16 protein-coding genes and 1 pseudogene are annotated in these 18,148 nt (G+C 46.3%); 11 read left to right on the forward strand and 6 right to left on the reverse strand.

What is annotated here, in order from left to right; all coding sequences use genetic code 11:
• Positions 1–143: 143 nt before the first annotated feature.
• Positions 144–1,118, reverse strand: a complete 975-nt coding sequence (locus tag CPG39_RS08805) for a Gfo/Idh/MocA family protein (protein WP_096292954.1) — start codon at positions 1,116–1,118, stop codon at positions 144–146.
• Positions 1,119–1,429: 311 nt separating this feature from the next.
• On the opposite strand from CPG39_RS08805, the gene CPG39_RS08810 reads away from it, so the two are divergent.
• Positions 1,430–2,548 carry a radical SAM protein gene (locus tag CPG39_RS08810; protein ID WP_172424101.1) on the forward strand — a complete coding sequence of 373 codons (1,119 nt, stop codon included), beginning with the start codon at positions 1,430–1,432 and terminating at the stop codon, positions 2,546–2,548.
• A 7-nt stretch (positions 2,549–2,555) separates the two neighbouring features.
• Positions 2,556–4,445 carry an alginate lyase family protein gene (locus CPG39_RS08815; protein WP_145956229.1) on the forward strand — a complete coding sequence of 630 codons (1,890 nt, stop codon included), beginning with the start codon at positions 2,556–2,558 and terminating at the stop codon, positions 4,443–4,445.
• A 159-nt stretch (positions 4,446–4,604) separates the two neighbouring features.
• Here the strand turns inward: CPG39_RS08815 and wecB are convergent, their stop codons facing one another.
• The 4 genes from wecB to CPG39_RS08835 form a co-directional block, all read right to left on the reverse strand.
• Positions 4,605–5,663: a non-hydrolyzing UDP-N-acetylglucosamine 2-epimerase gene (wecB, locus tag CPG39_RS08820; RefSeq protein WP_096292957.1), complete on the reverse strand. Its 1,059-nt coding sequence runs from the start codon at positions 5,661–5,663 to the stop codon at positions 4,605–4,607.
• On the reverse strand, positions 5,660–6,223 hold the full coding sequence (locus CPG39_RS08825) for an SGNH/GDSL hydrolase family protein (protein ID WP_096292958.1): 564 nt from the start codon (positions 6,221–6,223) through the stop codon (positions 5,660–5,662). The genes wecB and CPG39_RS08825 overlap by 4 nt, the downstream gene beginning before the upstream one ends.
• Before the next feature lie 340 nt (positions 6,224–6,563).
• Positions 6,564–7,319, reverse strand: a complete 756-nt coding sequence (locus CPG39_RS08830) for an alpha/beta fold hydrolase (protein WP_096292959.1) — start codon at positions 7,317–7,319, stop codon at positions 6,564–6,566.
• Positions 7,316–8,329, reverse strand: coding sequence for a M14 family zinc carboxypeptidase (locus tag CPG39_RS08835; RefSeq protein ID WP_231990258.1), 1,014 nt, complete (start codon positions 8,327–8,329; stop codon positions 7,316–7,318). Before CPG39_RS08835 ends, CPG39_RS08830 begins: the two co-directional genes overlap by 4 nt.
• A gap of 223 nt (positions 8,330–8,552) precedes the next feature.
• Here CPG39_RS08835 and CPG39_RS08840 point away from each other — a divergent pair, with 223 nt between their 5' ends.
• The 4 genes from CPG39_RS08840 (at position 8,553) to CPG39_RS08855 (ending at position 12,561) form a co-directional block, all read left to right on the forward strand.
• Complete coding sequence (locus CPG39_RS08840; RefSeq protein WP_096292961.1) at positions 8,553–9,362, forward strand: UDP-2,3-diacylglucosamine diphosphatase; 810 nt, start codon at positions 8,553–8,555, stop codon at positions 9,360–9,362.
• Positions 9,363–9,368: 6 nt separating this feature from the next.
• Positions 9,369–10,295 carry a patatin-like phospholipase family protein gene (locus CPG39_RS08845; protein ID WP_096292962.1) on the forward strand — a complete coding sequence of 309 codons (927 nt, stop codon included), beginning with the start codon at positions 9,369–9,371 and terminating at the stop codon, positions 10,293–10,295.
• Between the two features lie 200 nt (positions 10,296–10,495).
• Positions 10,496–11,539 carry an MJ1255/VC2487 family glycosyltransferase gene (locus tag CPG39_RS08850; RefSeq protein WP_096292963.1) on the forward strand — a complete coding sequence of 348 codons (1,044 nt, stop codon included), beginning with the start codon at positions 10,496–10,498 and terminating at the stop codon, positions 11,537–11,539.
• A gap of 29 nt (positions 11,540–11,568) precedes the next feature.
• A complete protein-coding gene (locus CPG39_RS08855) occupies positions 11,569–12,561 on the forward strand; it encodes a diacylglycerol/lipid kinase family protein (RefSeq protein ID WP_096292964.1) in 993 nt (330 codons plus the stop codon).
• A 114-nt stretch (positions 12,562–12,675) separates the two neighbouring features.
• Here CPG39_RS08855 and CPG39_RS08860 read toward each other — a convergent pair whose 3' ends face one another.
• Positions 12,676–14,799: a PhoX family protein gene (locus tag CPG39_RS08860; protein ID WP_096292965.1), complete on the reverse strand. Its 2,124-nt coding sequence runs from the start codon at positions 14,797–14,799 to the stop codon at positions 12,676–12,678.
• Between the two features lie 276 nt (positions 14,800–15,075).
• On the opposite strand from CPG39_RS08860, the gene CPG39_RS08865 reads away from it, so the two are divergent.
• The 5 genes and pseudogenes from CPG39_RS08865 to arsD all read left to right on the forward strand — a co-directional run bounded on the left by CPG39_RS08865 (position 15,076) and on the right by arsD (position 18,132).
• Positions 15,076–15,405 carry an ArsR/SmtB family transcription factor gene (locus CPG39_RS08865; RefSeq protein WP_096292966.1) on the forward strand — a complete coding sequence of 110 codons (330 nt, stop codon included), beginning with the start codon at positions 15,076–15,078 and terminating at the stop codon, positions 15,403–15,405.
• 39 nt (positions 15,406–15,444) lie between these two features.
• A complete protein-coding gene (locus CPG39_RS08870; RefSeq protein ID WP_096292967.1) occupies positions 15,445–15,864 on the forward strand; it encodes an ArsI/CadI family heavy metal resistance metalloenzyme in 420 nt (139 codons plus the stop codon).
• Between the two features lie 2 nt (positions 15,865–15,866).
• Positions 15,867–16,364, forward strand: a pseudogene (locus tag CPG39_RS08875) (arsenate reductase ArsC).
• A gap of 32 nt (positions 16,365–16,396) precedes the next feature.
• Complete coding sequence (locus CPG39_RS08880; protein WP_096292968.1) at positions 16,397–17,683, forward strand: arsenic transporter; 1,287 nt, start codon at positions 16,397–16,399, stop codon at positions 17,681–17,683.
• 98 nt (positions 17,684–17,781) lie between these two features.
• Positions 17,782–18,132 carry an arsenite efflux transporter metallochaperone ArsD gene (arsD, locus tag CPG39_RS08885; protein ID WP_096292969.1) on the forward strand — a complete coding sequence of 117 codons (351 nt, stop codon included), beginning with the start codon at positions 17,782–17,784 and terminating at the stop codon, positions 18,130–18,132.
• The last annotated feature ends 16 nt before the right edge of the window (positions 18,133–18,148 follow it).

Consider the following 18,148-nt stretch of genomic DNA (forward strand, 5'->3'; position numbering starts at 1 on the left):
TCCCGGCCCCATTTCATAAATTGGATACTTTATAGGATAACCAGTTAATGTGACGCGACGATGACAATCAGTTAATAATCAGGGTGCATTGCATCATGCACCCAGTCCGATAGAGGAGGTCGTCGAATTGTATTTACCTGCAATCATTCGCCAGGGTATTGCAAACCAATTTTCTCCCTGATCTGATCCATCGTTTCCATCAAAGCCAGCGATTCGGCAAGAGTCACTGTTGGGCTTTCCACCTTACCTTCCCGAATGCATTGATTGACTTCAGCAGCTTCGTATTGATATCCCACTCTACCCCAAACGATGCGAGGGAATTTTCTTGAACGCCAGAGAACAGCCAAGCGGGCACGCCAGAACATTGGCATCCAAATCATTCCTCGGGTACCCATAATAAAAGCATTATGCGGTGTGCGTGTTTGAATGGCGCTGGATAGCAAAGCAAGCTGCCCTTGTGGGTATTGCAGCATGATACCGGCCTGCTCGTCGACACCGGTTGCACCGAGAGATGCTGCCGCTTGAATTTCCGCAGGTCTGGAACCGAAAAGATGCGATGCCAAAGCAATCGGATAAACCCCGACATCCAGTATTGACCCGCCAGCAAGCTCAGGATTAAACAATCTATGCTCAGGTTCCCAGGTTGCCCGAAATCCAAGGTCGGCGCTGAGCATCCGGACTTCCCCGATCAATCCCTCCTTGATCCACTGCATCGCCCGTTTATAAGTAGGATTAAATCTCGACCACATGGCTTCCATAAGAAAAAGCCGTTTCTCGCCTGCACAAGCAATCATTTGGCGCGCTTCTATCGCGTTCAGTGCAAATGGTTTCTCACATAGCACATGTTTTCCATTTTCCAGACATAGAAGCGTATGGCTCTTGTGGAAATTATGAGTTGTAGCGACGTAGATAACGTCAATGTCTGGATCTTTTGCCAACGCTTCATATGAACCATGCGCGCGGGGAATTCGATGCTTCAACGCAAATGCTTCCGCTCGCTGGACTGATCGTGCAGCCACAGCAACAATTTCCGTACCCGGAGTCTTCCTGAGATCAACAGCAAAACGACCAGCCATTCGTCCCGCGCTTAATATACCCCACCGGACCAATGCAACCATAAAAAAGCTCCTTTATTTAAAAGACGGGGACGATCCGGTTTTCTTCCCTTCGTTGCTGAGCATTCTATCGCACTATCATTCAGATAAAATGTTATGTTATCTTATTGATTAACATGAATTCTCAATTTGGATAATTTTTATGGCTGAGAATTGAATATAATCTCAGCCATAAAAATAATATCCGGTTCAGGGAAAAAACCTGAAATCTGATGCATCAGTAACTTAAAAGAGCCTCTGAGATGTGGATTGCGTTGCTGTTCAGCTCAATTCGATCCATTACTTTTAATTTTAAAACAGAGGAATCACTAGCCGTGCTTTACCACACGAAAAAAGTCGAGATTAATTTAGGCTATGCATGCAATGCTAAATGCCCCTTCTGCTATTACTACGATTCCGTCATCACGAAATCCAATGAAAACACGCTGACTACAGAGCAAGCGAAAAAACAGCTCAAACAAGCAAAAATGCTTGGAATACAAGAGATAGAGTTTACCGGCGGAGAAGTGACGCTGCGCAAGGATCTACCCGAATTGATCACATATGCCAAGAAAGAACTCGGCTTTTCCATCGTCTGCCTGATTACTAACGGCATTCGATTAGCTAAGCGGGATTACATTGCCAGTCTCGCCACTGCAGGCATCGATGACATTTTGTTTAGTGTTCATGGTCATGATGCGTCGACTCATGATGATCTAACCAAAGTCCCGCGCAGTTTTGACCACATTCTGGAAGCGATCGATCACGCCAATGCGTTGGGTTTGAGGGTGCGTACTAACACAGTGGTGTGCAAAACGAATTTTATGCATCTGACTGAAATCATGCAGCTGCTGATTAGAAAGAAAGTCGATAACATCAATTTTGTGATGTTCAATCCGGTCCTGCAGGCAAAGAATATCGATATTGTGAAGGAAGTGTATGTCAATTACGCGGATGCCGGCAGAGAGATCATTAAAGCGATCCAATCGTGCGAAGCCGAGCTCCCGCATTTTAATGTAAGGTACATGCCCTTTTGCTTTCTTCCCGGCTATGAGCAATATGTGACTAACATGGATCAAATGACCTTTGATCCGGACGAATGGGATAATTTCACAAGCTTCCGGATCAGAAAAGGTATTTTGGTCACTTGGCTTTGCCTGATACCCGGCATTCTAAAAATACCGTACCTTACTTTTGTTGCCCAATACGGTTTCAAGGCCGTGTGTACAGCCGCAATCAGCCGATTCTATGTATTCAAGGATAGAATTAAAACCAGAAGCTGCAAGAAGTGCGCGTATGAGAAGGTATGCGATTATCTTTATCGGCATTATCACGATATCTATGGCGAAGGGGACGTAACCCCCATATCCGGGGAAAAAGTGTGTAATCCGGCATGGATTATGAATGCGGCAAAAATCCGCAAACCGGGCGAATTGCCTAAAAAGATAAGCTGAGTCAGCATTGAACCTCGGTGAATTTCTATACCGTATTCGGAGACAGGCATCGCTTATTGTCATGTGGATTAAGCAATGTACGGGTTATGGCTTACCTTTTAACAAAAGGGGCAATCCGCAGAACCATGCGTTTTGCCGCAGTAAATTACCCTGTCTTCCGCAACTTCCCTGGTTTTATGAAGATCTGACGCTATCTGATTTTATTATAGAGAATGACCAACAAGCGTGCATTATTTCGAATCAAGCAAATCTATCAGTTTCCACCGACGATCTTTGCTGGCACACAGCGCCTGATACCGGACGCTCCTGGCCCCTTAAACTCTTTGCGAGAATCCCTTTTACATCAAGCAATCCGATGGGGGACATTCAACTTGTTTGGGCACGTTCCCGGTTACAAAATTTGATCGTTCTTGGTCTGATCAGCAATCTAACGAATGATCTTCGCATCAAATGCCAAGCCGCCCAATACATGGAAAAAATAATGTTGTCATGGATCGATGCAAATCCATGGCTGAAGGGAGTAAATTATATTTCCACTATGGAATGCGCGCTCAGATTAATCAGTGCCTGCCATGCATTTGATCAGATAAGAAATGAAAAAATAAATCCGCAAGCCTGGCAGGGACTGGTGTACCTTGTGCATAGTCACGCCTATTTCATCCGACGGAGACTATGTCTCTATTCTTATGCCGGGAATCATACTCTCGGAGAGTGCGCGGGACTCGTTTACGCCGCCATTCTCTTTCCCGAACTACCTGACGCAGAAGAATGGCTGGTCGTTGGCTTAACCATCATGGAGCAGGAAGCGAATATCCAAATTCTTCCGGATGGAGGAAATCGCGAGCAATCCTTCCGGTATCTGGCGTTGATTGTTGATCTATGCGGGCTTGTCACCTGCCTGTTAAGACATTATGGCAAATTCCCACCTGACGGTATCGAGCGGGCCTGGATGCGTGGTAAAGATTATTTACAAGCATTTGCCTTATCACCTGATAATTTACCCGCAATAGGTGACAGTGACGATGGTTATGCATTGTCGCCACACCTGCGGTTATCGTGGAAAGATAGTTTTCATGCATCCGAATTACCAGCCGCTCCGCTGCAGATTTTTGCAGCCTCCGGATACTCGAAAATTCCAGGCGCAGCAAATCATGGCACGATGCGATTCAGTCATGGCAAGCTGGGCCGGGCCAGTACATTCGGACATGGGCATGCCGACGCTTTGTCTGTTTGCTGGGATCTTGACGGCAAACCGATATTAGTCGACCCAGGCACCTATCTATATCACGCAAATGCGCGTTTCAGACGCTACTTTCGCGGCACTTCCGCCCACAACACAATTGCGGTAGATGATACGGATCAAGCATTGCAAAACGAGAAAACCGCATTTGGCTGGTCAAGCGCATACACTGCAAAATTAATATGGCACAGTGAAAATCTGGACGGTAACACGGTACTTCTGGCTAATCATGACGGCTATTCCGCTAGCGGAGTTATACACTGGCGGGCACTGATCTATGATGGCCAATCCGGAAGGTGGATGATATGGGATCGTATCGATGGTATGGGCGAACACGCTCTGGCACTGCACTGGCATGTTGATACACCCGTCGAAATGACGGATGATGGGATCATCATAGACTGCATGAACAGCTCATGGTTCGTTAGCGTAAAAGGCGGAAAATCCTGTTTGTATCGCGGGAACGAGCAATTGCCATTGGGCTGGATTTCCAGGAAATATGGTACAAAAGAACCTCTTAATACCCTAAAAACAGAAATCCGCACTTGCTTGCCCCATGAATTCCTGACGATCATTACCCCGATGCAAGGAAATCAAACCCCTCCTATTGATGACAACTTAATCGATAAGCTACGAAACAAATGCTCAGAATCCTAACTTCAAGTCAGAAAACTCAATAAATAGTTACGGGCATTGCGATAAGGCTATGTGTCATATCAAATAAATTGGCACACGCACTAATATAACACTGAATAATTGTCAACATGCCACCCGTCTTGTATCTCATCTTGCATACCCAATTATTCGCGTGCTTCCTCAATAATCGCGCCAATTTATAAAATGCTGGCGCAAAGTTTGAACTACGCGATTACCTACTCCGCAATCGCCATAGACAGGTGGAAACTGCTGCTGACCCAGGCTTTTTTGCGCACATACCTTATCCCGGATTACTACAGGGGAGAAACCAGCCAACACGTTGGCACCCGCTTTAATCGTTTCGGGCCGTTCGGTGTTATTTCGCACCGTCACGCACGGAACGCCAAAAATATAGGCTTCTTCCTGTATGCAGCCACTGTCCGTAATGATAAGTGAGGCAAATTTCTCGTAAGAAAGCGATGTAAAGGGCTCAACCGGATCAATCACCGTTATTCGCGACAAAAGATCAAAGCTGAGACCATAATTTTTCATAGCCGCCCGTGTCCGCGGATGCATGGGAAAGATCATTGCATCGAACTCATCCGCCAATGCGTTAAGTGTTGTAAAAACATCAACCATTCTTGTACGACTGTCGGTAAACTCCTTGCGGTGCAGGGTAATGTACGCATACGCATCGGCACGCGGCTTAACCAATTCGGCAGAAAAATCATGAATTAAATCTATCGTGGTATTGCCAACATTGAAAATCCGACCACGCAAATCCGGAATTTTTTTCAAATATTCAGCATGATGTTGCGTATAGGTGAACAAATAATGCGCCGCACTATCGACCATGATGCGATTGCGCTCTTCAATCATACGATTATCATAAGCCCGCAGACCCGCCTCGACATGCGCCAATCCAACATCAGAATAAACAGCGGCAACGGCACCCACAATTGATGCCGCAGTGTCCCCGTTAACCAAGATCAGATCAATTTGCTGCGTGCGAATAATTTTGCTTACCCAATCAATTGCCGCCCCAATACTGTAGGGGTAGGGATAGATAAAATCCGGCATATAACCCATTTTGGCAAACACCACCTCCCGGAGCAATGGATCCTGATGCTGATTGGTATGCAGAACGGCAAATTCCAGATTCGCTGCGCGCAGCGCCTTGACAATGGCATAATTTTTCATGACCTCGGGACGAGTGCCAATGACAATCCCGATTTTCATCGCTCTAGAATGGCTTGGGCAAATGCTTCGGCGACAACTTGATTTCCCTGCTCATTGAAATGAACGGAATCCACGTAGCAGTCGCGATTTAATCCGTTAATCGGTGTGTAATGAATTCTTTTATTTTCGGCCGAGATTTTTCTGATTGCATCATTATATTGATTGCGCCGCTCTACCGTTTCTTTGCGGAAGAAAATATGACCATCGGGAAAAATGGGGGGAATTTCACCGCAAAATATAGCCTTGTATTTCTTGATTAAGAACGCCCGGGCAATCTGCCGGTAATATTCTTCAAAAAGCTCCAAAGGTGTTTCATTTCCCACATCGTTGGTACCTATGAGCACGCATACTTGATAAGTATCGCTGATGAATTCAATTTCATTACTGAGCAGAAACCATAAATCCCGCGCTGTATAGCCATTAACGCTTCGATTAATCGCACGCCATTGATAAGGCGTTTGTTGCGTAAGCATTTGAGCCAGATATAACGGATAGCACCCATAAGTCCGCGCACCAAAGGTTTGGCTATCCCCAATGCACAGCAGATTCTGATAATGCATATTACATTTTCCCTAATTATCCAATACTTACCAAGATTGCAATGGACTTAATTGTTGATGGGCATCTGAAAAAATGACGAGGGGATGAAGGCATGAATTTGACATCCACCCTTCTCTGGAGGGGAAAAATTTCTTGGTTTTCGAGTGAATAAGTATGAATTTGTTTTCATTAATTTTTTGCTTTGCAGGATTCTTCCAATCACAATAAATTGCATTAATAAATAAGAAGCGATGAATTCTTTTCCGAAGCGGGATGTACCGGATTTTACTTTACTTATCAGTTCTTCGATACCCGGCCTTTAAAACACTGACACTCTGCCACCTGGTTATGGACATTAATTCAGATTTTAACAAAATTAGAAACATTCCATTGTTTGATCACATTTATCAACCATACCGAATCATCCAGCGGCAGATCATGTCCTGCCGCTTCATGTTGCGCGTAATCTGCACCCCAAGCTTGCGCCAGTTTCAGACTGCAACGATAATCCACCAGACGATCACCCCGACTGGTTACAACGAGTAGCGGTTGCTGCGGTTTAGTGGAAATGGAAAACTTTACGGCAGCAAGAAACTGGTTTCTGCCACTTGCCTTCGACATCGGATATTGCTGTTGCCACTGCTGCCACAGTTTCAGCAGTGTGTTGTCATGATGATGGCGGTTTGAAATCAACTTCAGAATATCCGCTTCCTTTTGCGCCGCAGAGTGGAACATCATGCGCAGGATATGCGGATAGGCCGTCCAGCGCAGGCGATAATAAAATGGTGACAATGGTCTTGCACTGGTGCTGATCAGCACTGCAGCTTCAACTTCATCAGGGTAGCGTGTCATCCAATCAATCGCAATCATTCCGCCCATTGAAAGTGAAATCAACCTCACTGGTTGACTACGGCCTGTTTGTTGACGCAATGCCTCAGTTATCCCGGCGATGGTTCTCGGACTGGTTTCCTGATGACGCAGGCCATTGCCCGGAATATCGGGCGTACTGATGATGGCATCGGGAAAGTGTTGTTGCAGATCGGTAATAAACCTCCCCCAATGCCTGGCTTCCCGCAATAACCCGCGTATCAGTACAAAATGCTCACGATTTTTCATGCATACCAATGCGTCAACGCTTGCTGTTCCAGTTCCTTCGCATCACTGCTATTAATCCAGCTTTGATACGAGAGTGTGGCATGCAATAAGAATTCCATCAGAATCAAATGACTTCTTAGCACCCGGCTCAGTCGATGCGGCTTGATCGGATGATACAGGCCCAGTAATTGACGCAGCTGTAGCGGATTCTTGCGAATCCAGCGCCATGAGCCCATTTCCAGCGTCAATGGCAGAAACACATTACCATTCTCGAGTGACTTTATATATAAAAAATCCCATAAATCGCCATGTACCAGATAATGTTGCGATTGCGGCTCAAACAAGTAATCCTGATGGGGATAGGTCTGCATAAACAGTTTGCGCAGATAGCACACCTCCTTTAAATGCTTGATCGGCTCCAGCTTGCTTCGGGCATAAGGAAACCAAATCTGGTTACGAAAACCAAAGCCGGAATGACAGTCGAGCACCACGCTGAATGGTGCCGGCAAAACTTCTTTAGCGATAAAATCACACAACGCCTGCGCCTCGGGTTGCATCGAATCATTCGCTTTTCCACGATACCACGGTAGAACAGAAGAAATCCGATGCCCTCCAGCGAGTAAAATGGTTTTTTCCTGACTATCCACCGGCGCATTGCGCATTAAATCCACTCCTTGGCCATTCGCGCGAGTTTTATTCAGCATTCCAATCGGATTAACAATGGGCAGAAAATGAATGCGCACCCGCTGCAGAATCTCAGCCAGCATCCTATCCCACTTCAGGCGTTCCAGCAGTCCCTCAAGAAAAGCAATAACCACTTGTGTGCCGATGCGCTCCAAACCGTGAACACCGGCAACAAATGTTACACACGGCACATCCGCTTCGCGATTACCGAGTGTCAGTGCATACACCGGCAGCTCGTCATTGTCATGCGACACCCGGCAAAGTATTTGGCTGTGCAAATACATCGCATTATCCTCTTGCAAAATGGCTTCTACTTGTTCCAGCTCGGGAAATGATTGTTTAATCATGGATGGAGTGCGCATCTTCTATGGATTGAGTGCCAGCAGAATCTTGACACGACAAAAGATAAATCTTACTTGAATCTTTTCCTTTGCTGCAAAGAATCGATACAAGAATCACTGTGTCTTTCTTTTTCACAAAGAATTCATCAATATTTCATAAATGCGTCAAGGAAACTTAACAATGCCGCTTTATGCTGTGCGCCATCACTCATTCACTTAAAAGGTATTTATGATCAAGCATCAGACCCCTATCAAGGTGAGAAGCGTTTGGATCTCCGATGTACATCTCGGATTTCGCGGTTGTCAGGCGGAAGCCCTGCTGCATTTTCTGCATTCGGTTGAAACCGACTATCTTTATTTGGTTGGAGATATCGTCGATTTCTGGAGTATCAGGAAAAATCCGTTCTGGCCTCAGCATCATACCAACGTGATCCGCTCCATTCTGGGCAAAGCCAAGCATGGCACCAAAGTAATTTATATACCGGGTAACCACGATGAAGCTTTGCGCGATTGCACCGGGCATGTATTCGGTAATGTGGAAATTCACCAAGATTATGTGCACACCACAACCGATGGCAAGAAGCTACTCGTCATGCACGGTGACGAGTTTGACATGATTGTAAGAAATAGCCGCTGGCTCGCCAAGCTGGGCAATATCGCCTACGACACCCTGCTCGATCTCAACCACCACATCAATGGCTTGCGTAAATTCCTCGGCTACTCTTATTGGTCTCTTGCAGCCTATCTGAAGCTAAAGGTAAAAAATGCAGTCAGCTATATCAGCAGCTTTGAAGATGCTCTGGCGCATCTGGCCAAGGATCGCGGAGTTGATGGAGTAGTGTGCGGTCACATTCATCATGCCGAATTACGGGAGATTAATTCGGTGCTGTACTGTAACGATGGTGATTGGGTAGAAAGCTGTTCCACCCTGCTGGAACATCTCGATGGATCATTGGAATTGGTCTTTTGGTCCGAGCGATTCGAGCAATACAAAAATCACCTGGAAGAAGAATTACTGGCTGGCAAGAATGCAGCTTAAATCCATTTGAAAGACTTACCGCGCTCAAAAACTGTTTTAAGCCTGGATGGCGGCGGCAGTCATCTGCTCATTCAACTCAGTGTCCTGGCTTGTCTGGAAAATGATACCAGCACATCAACCTACGACTTATTCGATCTGATTGCCGGATCGTCGTCAGGGGGATTGATGACTTGTTTGATCCTGGGGCATCGCTGGAGCGCACATCGCCTCATTGAAAAAATTTTGCATGAAAAATTACTGGAAAAAATAATGGCTAAGCACCGCTTCAGCCGTTTGATGAGTAAACTGCAAATCCGCCCCAAGTATCAAGGTATTCCCAAAAAACTGACGCTGCAGAAAGAATTGGGCAACCTAAGGCTATCATCGCTCGACAAGCAACTCTTCATTCCCTGTTTCAATCTCAACCAGGATCAACTGGAAATTTTTACCAATGACAGTCAACCGGATTTTCTACTAAGCGAAATCGCCGATGCTTGCACCGCCGCCCCTTCGTATTATCCGCCGGTGCTATTGCAAGATGGCGGTTGGCGCATCGATGGCGGTATCGGCATGAATAACCCCGGCCTAAGCGCGTATCTTTACGCCCAGAAATGCTGGAATCAAAACCCGATCAAAATGCTATCCATTGGATCCGGCTGGCGCAGCTTCATAGTCAACGGCACGAAGGCCTGCAAATATGGTGGCTTGCAATGGTCAGCGCAAGGCATCGCTTCGATCATCCTCAGGGAAAAAATGTTATCCAATGTCAGAACGACTACGGAAATTCTAGGTAACCAAGTGCTGTACATCAATCATTACCTGAAAGATTATGACATGCCTGATCAGATGGATTCAGCTACCAATAAAATTATCCAGAAAAAAGCTTTGGACATCGGAAAGCGCTGGTATGCCCTGCACCGGGAGCAAATTGATCAATGGCTGAAAAATCAATAGCTGTCAATAATTAGGTTATTGATAACCGCAGAATCGGCCAACGCCAGACCCGCACATTTCATACCAGCTTTAACTGTCACAAAACAACCAACAAACGGTCATTGTACTGTCATAGTCAACCGCTAGACTGCACAGCATTCCAGTGAACAACTCATGATATTGAATTCACTATAAAAGACCAATCCATATCACAAGCGACCATGAAAATATTTTACGGAATCCAAGGAACAGGAAACGGCCATATTACACGCGGGAGGATTATGGCCAGGGAATTACACGCTGCCAATCTAGAGGTTACTTATCAATTCAGTGGCAGACCACGGGACAAATTTTTTGATATGGAAGTTTTCAATGGCCATCAATGGCGCCAAGGATTAACTTTCATTACAGAAAAAGGAAAAATTAATTCTTTAAAAACCGTATGGCATTCAAAGCCCTTACGCTTTTTTAATGACATCAGGGAACTGGATTTGAGCAGTTATGATTTGGTCATCTGTGATTATGAGCCGGTCACCGCATGGGCGGCACGGCGGCAAAACAAAAAAACTATTGGAATCAGCCACCAATACGCGTTTCATTACAACATACCCCGTGCCGGAAATGATCCGATCTCTGAAACCATCATGCAAAATTTCGCCCCGGTCGATACCCGCATCGGCCTGCATTGGCATCATTTCCATCAGCCCTTGTTACCACCGGTGATCGAAACACCTTATGTGCCGCAACAAATTCAAAAGAACAAAATCATCGTCTACTTGCCTTTTGAAGATCAGCAGCAAGTCATGTCAATATTAGCGCCTTTCAAGTCATTTGATTTTTTTCTTTATTCCCCGGAAGCTGTTTCTTCCATGCATCCGCATATTTATTGCAATCCCCTGTCGTTGCAAGGCTTCCAGATAAATTTATCGGACTGTGCGGGTATTATTTGCAATGCAGGTTTTGAGTTAGCCAGCGAATCGCTGCAGCTCGGCAAGAAAATCCTGGTCAAACCTCTGCATGCGCAAATGGAACAAGCGTCAAATGCCCTGGCTTTGCAAACATTAGGTTACGGGCGAATGATGCCCACCATGGATGCAGCAATCATTGATCAATGGCTACATGAAACCCGCGCCATCCGTGTAACTTTTCCCAATACAGCCAAACATTTGGTGCAATGGATCAAGGACGGCATGCCATTGATAGATCAATCATGGTGCAATCGGATCTGGTCCGAGGTCAAGGTCATTCCCGTTGAAATATCATAAATTCTAATCGACTTGAATTCACAACACTTATGAACGCCAATCTTCTGTTTGAACCTAACCCACTGATTATAAAAATACCTTCGCCGGAAAAGATTCTGATTATTTACAACCCGATATCCAGTGCCGGCAACACGGAAGCACTCGCAAACAAACTAGACAAGGAATTAGCGCTTCATGGAAAAATCGTTGAAGTATTGACATCCGAAAAAAAAACCAAGGGCTATACCAGCATCACGGAAAAAATTGCCGCCAATGATCTGATCGTGATCGTAGGCGGCGATGGAACCATCAGAAAGCTGCTGGATTTGATTAATAAAACGAATACGCCCATTTACGCTATCCCGGGGGGCAATGAATCGTTATTCGCACGCTCTTACGAAATGACTACCAAGACCGATGATTTGATTCAAGCAATCAGCTCAGGAACATGCTTACAACAATTTTACGGCCTGATCAGTGGTAAAGGAATTAAGGGCGGCAAGCCTTTTTTCCATATGGCTTCGATGGGATTGGATTCACTAACCGTCAAAAATATCGGCAAGCGCAAAGGCCCTCTGAATGACTCAATTTATATCTGGCATGGACTCAAAGCCTTGTGCTCCTTACATCATCCCACTGTCTCAGCGAGTGTTGACGGTCAGTCCGTCATTGATCACGAATCCGGATACGTGATCGTCGCCAACAACTCAGCTTACGCCAAAAACTTACAACTTGTCCCCGCCGCCAATCCTTCCAGAAGCGAGCTAATTCTCGGTTTTCTACCCGGAGCACGACACCAACACGAGTTGGTTAAAGCAATGAAAATTCTGCAGCGTAAACCCGCCAAACTACCCATGCGGTATTTCTCGGGAAAGAATATTTCCTGTACGCTGCATGAGAAATCCTATCCATTACAAGTTGATGGCGATTATTTCCGCAATCGCGATATTGAAGCTGAAAAAACAATCGAGTTTAGCGCCAGCCCAAAGCCCATAAGGGTATTGATTCCACCGTTTCTCAGTACCAACTGCTTCTCAAACTGAATCAAGGGCGTCCATATATGCTCTCAAATAAAATTCCCGATTCGGTTCAGTATCACCACTCCCCACCTTGGGAGGCGAGAAGTGAACTTACTGATTCAGAATTTTTATCTACTCTTAACTTCCGATCACTCCGTCATCATCCTTAGTAATCACGATTACCGAAGAACGAGGTTTTGAAACTGATGATCCTGTATAGGTTGTCGGCCCATTGTAACCATTATCCGGCCACGCAGAATTGTCGGTAAAACCGATCTGCCAATCTTCACCTGGATGCTGAATACCTACAAACATCGCTTTACCATCCGGTGTGGTAACCAAGCCGGTTACCTCACTATTGAGTGGACTGGTAAGAAAACGCTTGGTTTCACCAGTGGATGAATCTGCGCACATCATCATATTACCGCCGATGTTCACCCAATCTCCACTGGCATCACCTGCCTGATCCGTCTGAATCCACAAGCGCCCCTCCTTATCGAACCACAGACCATCAGGTGCGCCATAATCATCTCCATTGATATTGCCCACGTAACCATCATGACCGGTAGAATCGTAACTGCTACCCAAACTTTTGGCGTTAACTTTATCACCGCACTGTACAAAGATATCCCATTTAAAAGTAGTGGCAGTCACGCGCCTTTTATCCTCCCGCCAACGGATAATCTGACCGAAATCATTATCAGGACGCGGATTCGCAGCATCCACCGGCGGATTCGCACTACCTGCGCTACCGGTTCCATCCCTATTATTGCCTGAGACAGGTGTATTGCCACGACGACTGTTGTTGGTAAGCGTCATATAGATATCTCCGGTCAGAGGATGCACAGCGCCCCATTCTGGACGATCCATCATGGTGGCGCCCAAACGATCGGCTGCCTGGCGTGTCTTAATGAGTACTTCCGCCTGATCGGCAAAACCATTCTTGCGCGTCAATCCGTTCTTGCCCCATATCAGAGGCAGCCACTGACCACTGCCATCGGCATTAAATTTTGCTACATACAATGTGCCATGATCGAGCATATTCCGATTCTCAGCATGACCTCCTCGATTAATTTTTTTATCGCAAACGAACTTATAAATATATTCATTTCTTTCATCATCTCCCATGTAGAAAGCAACCCGGTCCTTATGATCGATTACAACCTGCGCACTCTCATGTTTCATTCTACCCATGGCAGTGCGCTTGATCGGTGTGCACTTCGGATCCCACGGATCGATCTCCACTACCCATCCGAAACGATTCGGTTCGTTGGGATGCAAATCTGCACGGAAACGTTCGTCAACTTCGTGCCAACGATAACCGAAGCCACCTTTAACCACGCCGTACCGAAGTTGATTCTGAATAATTTTAAGCGTGCGCTCTGGATCCGATTCTCCTTCCACCTCGCCGGTTTCATTGGAAAAATAACCATTCCAGTTTTCTTCGCAAGTCAGATAGGTACCCCAAGGCGTATATCCATGAGCACAATTGTTGAGTGTACCGATAACCCGGGTACCATGAGGATCGGCCGCCGTTTTCATTAATGCGTGTCCGGCGGCAGGACCACTGATCTTGCATAAGGTATTTCCCGTGATACGGCGATTTAAACGTGAATGCCGATTGACTCGCCACTGATGATGTTCCTTGTCAATCGTAACAATATTGATGCCATGGGCAGCTTGTTGAGCGCGAACCATATCGAGCGTAATTGCAGTTGTGGCGTAATTGGCTGCGGGAACAATATTATTCACTAGAGGCGGATCACAATATTCACTATTGGTAACCAATAATCCACGTTTATTACCAAATGGCCCGGGAAAAGGAAAATAGTGCATACCGTCCGTGTGTGCACCATAGCAATGTAACTGGGTTGTTTCATCCAGCGCACTCACCGTGTCCCAGTGCGATTCAGACGTCAACGAATCCCCCCATGAAACCAAGACGCTGGCTGAATAACCTGCCGGCACCGTCACACCATCCGTCATAGGTATCGTATTGGCACTGACCGGTGTAAAACCGATTGTTCCAAGAGGATTGAGGCTATGTGACACTTCGGCACCATTTAAAATTTCCCCAATCGCCGCAGTACTGAGTACGGATAAAGTGGTCACGGCCGCTGTAGTACCCGCAGAAACCACAAGAAAATCACGGCGCGTAAGTTTTTGTTGTTCAACGATCTCTTGCAGCGTGCTGTTATCACTGTCATTACGGGTAACATCGCTAGGATTAAGTCTTCCATCTGGATGAAGTTTGCTGCTCATATCTTGTTCTCCCTGTCTTTTTAGAGGTATCAAAAATACCTTTCACTTTAATCCTCGGAAGTGACAGCCCTATAACAGCCAAATTAAGTGTTAATGACAAATAAATTACATGTTGAGAACTTATACAACGCCTGATAAGTACTTAAATGCCGAATGTTGTGACAAGCTGAATAAAACAATTCTCCTTATACTTTTAAATAGACAGAATCCAACCTTTGGATAAAAAATTTAACTCTAAATCTTGACGATATCAAATGTTTCCATAATAATGGAAATATGGAAATGATTAATGCCATTCAAGTGCTGACTGCACTTGCCCAGGAAACCCGTTTAACGATATTCCGAACACTGGTTCAAACAGGTGAGTCGGGAGTTTCAGCGGGCGAGCTTGCCAAGAAATTGGGTATTGCGAATGCAACCCTGTCTTTTCATCTTAAGGAATTGGTTCATGCGGAGTTGATTATCGCCCGACAGGAAAGCCGCTTTATTTATTATTCGGCTAATTTCACAAACATGAACGCGCTGATCGGTTATCTCACGGAAAATTGCTGCGCCGGTACTCCATGCCATTCAATCGAAGCTTACTGTGATGACAAAAATAGCTAAAAATACCTGTTTTATCTAACTCGTAAAGGAGGCAACACCATGAAACGCTTTCATATCCACATCGCTGTAGAAGACTTGCCGGGAAATATCCGCTTTTACTCCGCGCTATTCGGTATCGAGCCTACTGTAAACAGGCCGGATTATGCCAAATGGATGCTGAACGATCCGTTTATCAATTTCGCCCTATCCGCTCAGGGTGGGAAAGCTGGCTTGGATCATGTCGGAATCCAGGTTGACTCCGAAGAAGCGTTAAACGAAATGAATCAGCGCCTTGCTCAGGCCGATTTGCCCGCTGCAGAACAAAAAAACGCACAGTGCTGTTATGCCACATCGAATAAATACTGGACAGTCGATCCGCAAGGCATCGCGTGGGAAACGTTTCATTCGCTGGCAACGATTCCGGTATTTGGCCAGGATACATCCATTCCCATCAAATCCGAATCCTGTTGCGCAGCCTGATCATGAATGTACTATTTCTTTGCACCGGAAATTCCTGCCGCTCCATACTTGCGGAAGCCACTTTTAATCATCTTGCGCCCGAAGGCTGAAAAGCGATGAGTGCAGGCAGCAAACCGACTGGAAAAGTTCATCCGCGTTCAGTCGCTCTACTTGAACACGAAGGTATCGCAACCGAAGGACTTTACAGTAAATCGTGGGATAACTTGCCGGCAACGCCGGATATTGTGATTACCGTGTGCGGCAATGCGGCCGGTGAAACTTGTCCCATTTATCTCCGGCCTGCGTTACGCGCGCACTGGGGTATCGATGATCCGGCCCAAGCTACCGGAACCGAGGAAGAAATCAATTCGGCATTTGCGCAGGCTTATCTTGCCTTACGTGAAGGTATCCAAACTTTCTTAGCTCTGCCATTAGACGACCTACGCAAAAACCCTTCCGCTTTTAAAACCAAACTGGACTACATCGGAATCCTGAAGTTTAAACAACCGCACACAAAGTGATGATCACAAGATAATAGCGGGCACATATTGACATGCTGATTGCCTCACTCATTTTCATCGTCACGCTCGTGCTGATCATCTGGCAGCCACGAGGCCTGGGTATCGGCTGGAGTGCCTTGATCGGTGCAATAACGGCAATGCTGCTGGGTGTGGTGCAGCTCAGTGACATTCCTGTGGTGTGGGATATTGTTTGGAATGCAACTGCAGCTTTTATCGCCATCATTGTTATCAGCCTGCTACTGGATGAAGCAGGATTCTTTGAATGGGCTGCATTACATGTGGCACGCTGGGGGCGCGGCGATGGGCGTTTACTATTCGTATATATTGTTTTGCTCGGTGCAACTGTTTCGGCCTTATTCGCTAACGACGGGGCAGCTTTAATTCTAACCCCGATCGTGATGGCAATGTTGCTGGCACTTGGATTTACCCCAGCCGCGACACTTGCCTTCGTCATGGCTGCGGGTTTTATTGCCGATACGGCGAGCTTACCGCTTGTGGTATCCAATTTGGTTAACATTGTTTCAGCTGATTATTTCAAGATCGGATTTACCCAGTACGCGACAGTGATGATCCCCGTCAATATTGTTTCAGTCGCAGGAAGTCTGGCTGTACTTTTTCTTTATTTTCACCGCAGTATCCCAGCGAAATATGATGTCAGCCAACTCAAGGCACCCAGTGAAGCAATACATGACTTGGCAGCGTTCCGTGCTGGCTGGGTGGTGCTGACATTACTGCTAATCGGTTTTTTTGGTCTGGAATCTTTCGGTGTGCCCATCAGCCTTGTGGCAGCATCCGGCTCGCTAATACTGTTCGCAGTGGCAGCGCGTGGTCATATTATTAACACGCGCAAGGTCATTCACGAAGCACCGTGGCAAATCGTTATTTTTTCACTGGGCATGTATTTAGTGGTGTACGGTTTACGCAATGAAGGTTTGACCGGATACCTGACCAGTCTGCTTGATATCTTTGCCAGTTATGGCGTGTGGGGTGCAACGCTCGGCACCGGTTTTCTGGCGGCCTTGTTATCGTCCATCATGAACAATATGCCTACGGTACTGATCGGCGCGTTGTCGATCGACGCAACCAACGCGACCGGCGTGGTAAAAGACGCCATGATTTACGCTAATGTAATAGGGTGCGGTCCGGGCCCGAAAATTACGCCGATTGGCAGCCTGGCAACTTTGTTATGGTTGCATGTACTGGCGCGGAAAAATACGGTTATCACTTGGGGGTATTATTTTCAGATAGGTATTGTGTTGACTGTGCCGGTATTGTTTGTCACGCTGGCTGCCCTCGCTATGTGGCTGAGAATTCAATGAGGTTATCATTGCAAGAATCGCAGCATTGCCGTGAATGCCTGAAAGTAGAATTCAATCGCATTGCAACTTTGTCAGTTTAACTTTATAGGAGAATCAAAATGGCAACTATCCAAGTATTTGACCCCGCTGCATGCTGTAGCTCAGGCGTTTGCGGTGCCGACGTAGATCAGGCATTGACCGCTTTTTCCGCCGATGTCGATTGGCTCAAACAGCACGATATCGCCATCGAGCGTTTCAATCTGGCACAACAACCCATGGCTTTTGCGGATAATGCTACGGTGAAAGGATTCCTGGAACGCTCCGGCGCGGAAGCGCTGCCACTCATTCTGGTGGATGGAGAAGTGGCATTGGCAGGTCGCTACCCGCAGCGCAGCGAGCTGGCGCGCTGGACGGGAATTTCTCTGGAAAAGGAAGTTGAAGAATCCAGTTGTTGCGGCGGTTGTTGTTAACTCATAACCGGGCCAA

The sequence above is a fragment of the Nitrosomonas ureae genome, assembly GCF_900206265.1.
GTDB classification, from domain to species: domain Bacteria; phylum Pseudomonadota; class Gammaproteobacteria; order Burkholderiales; family Nitrosomonadaceae; genus Nitrosomonas; species Nitrosomonas ureae_C.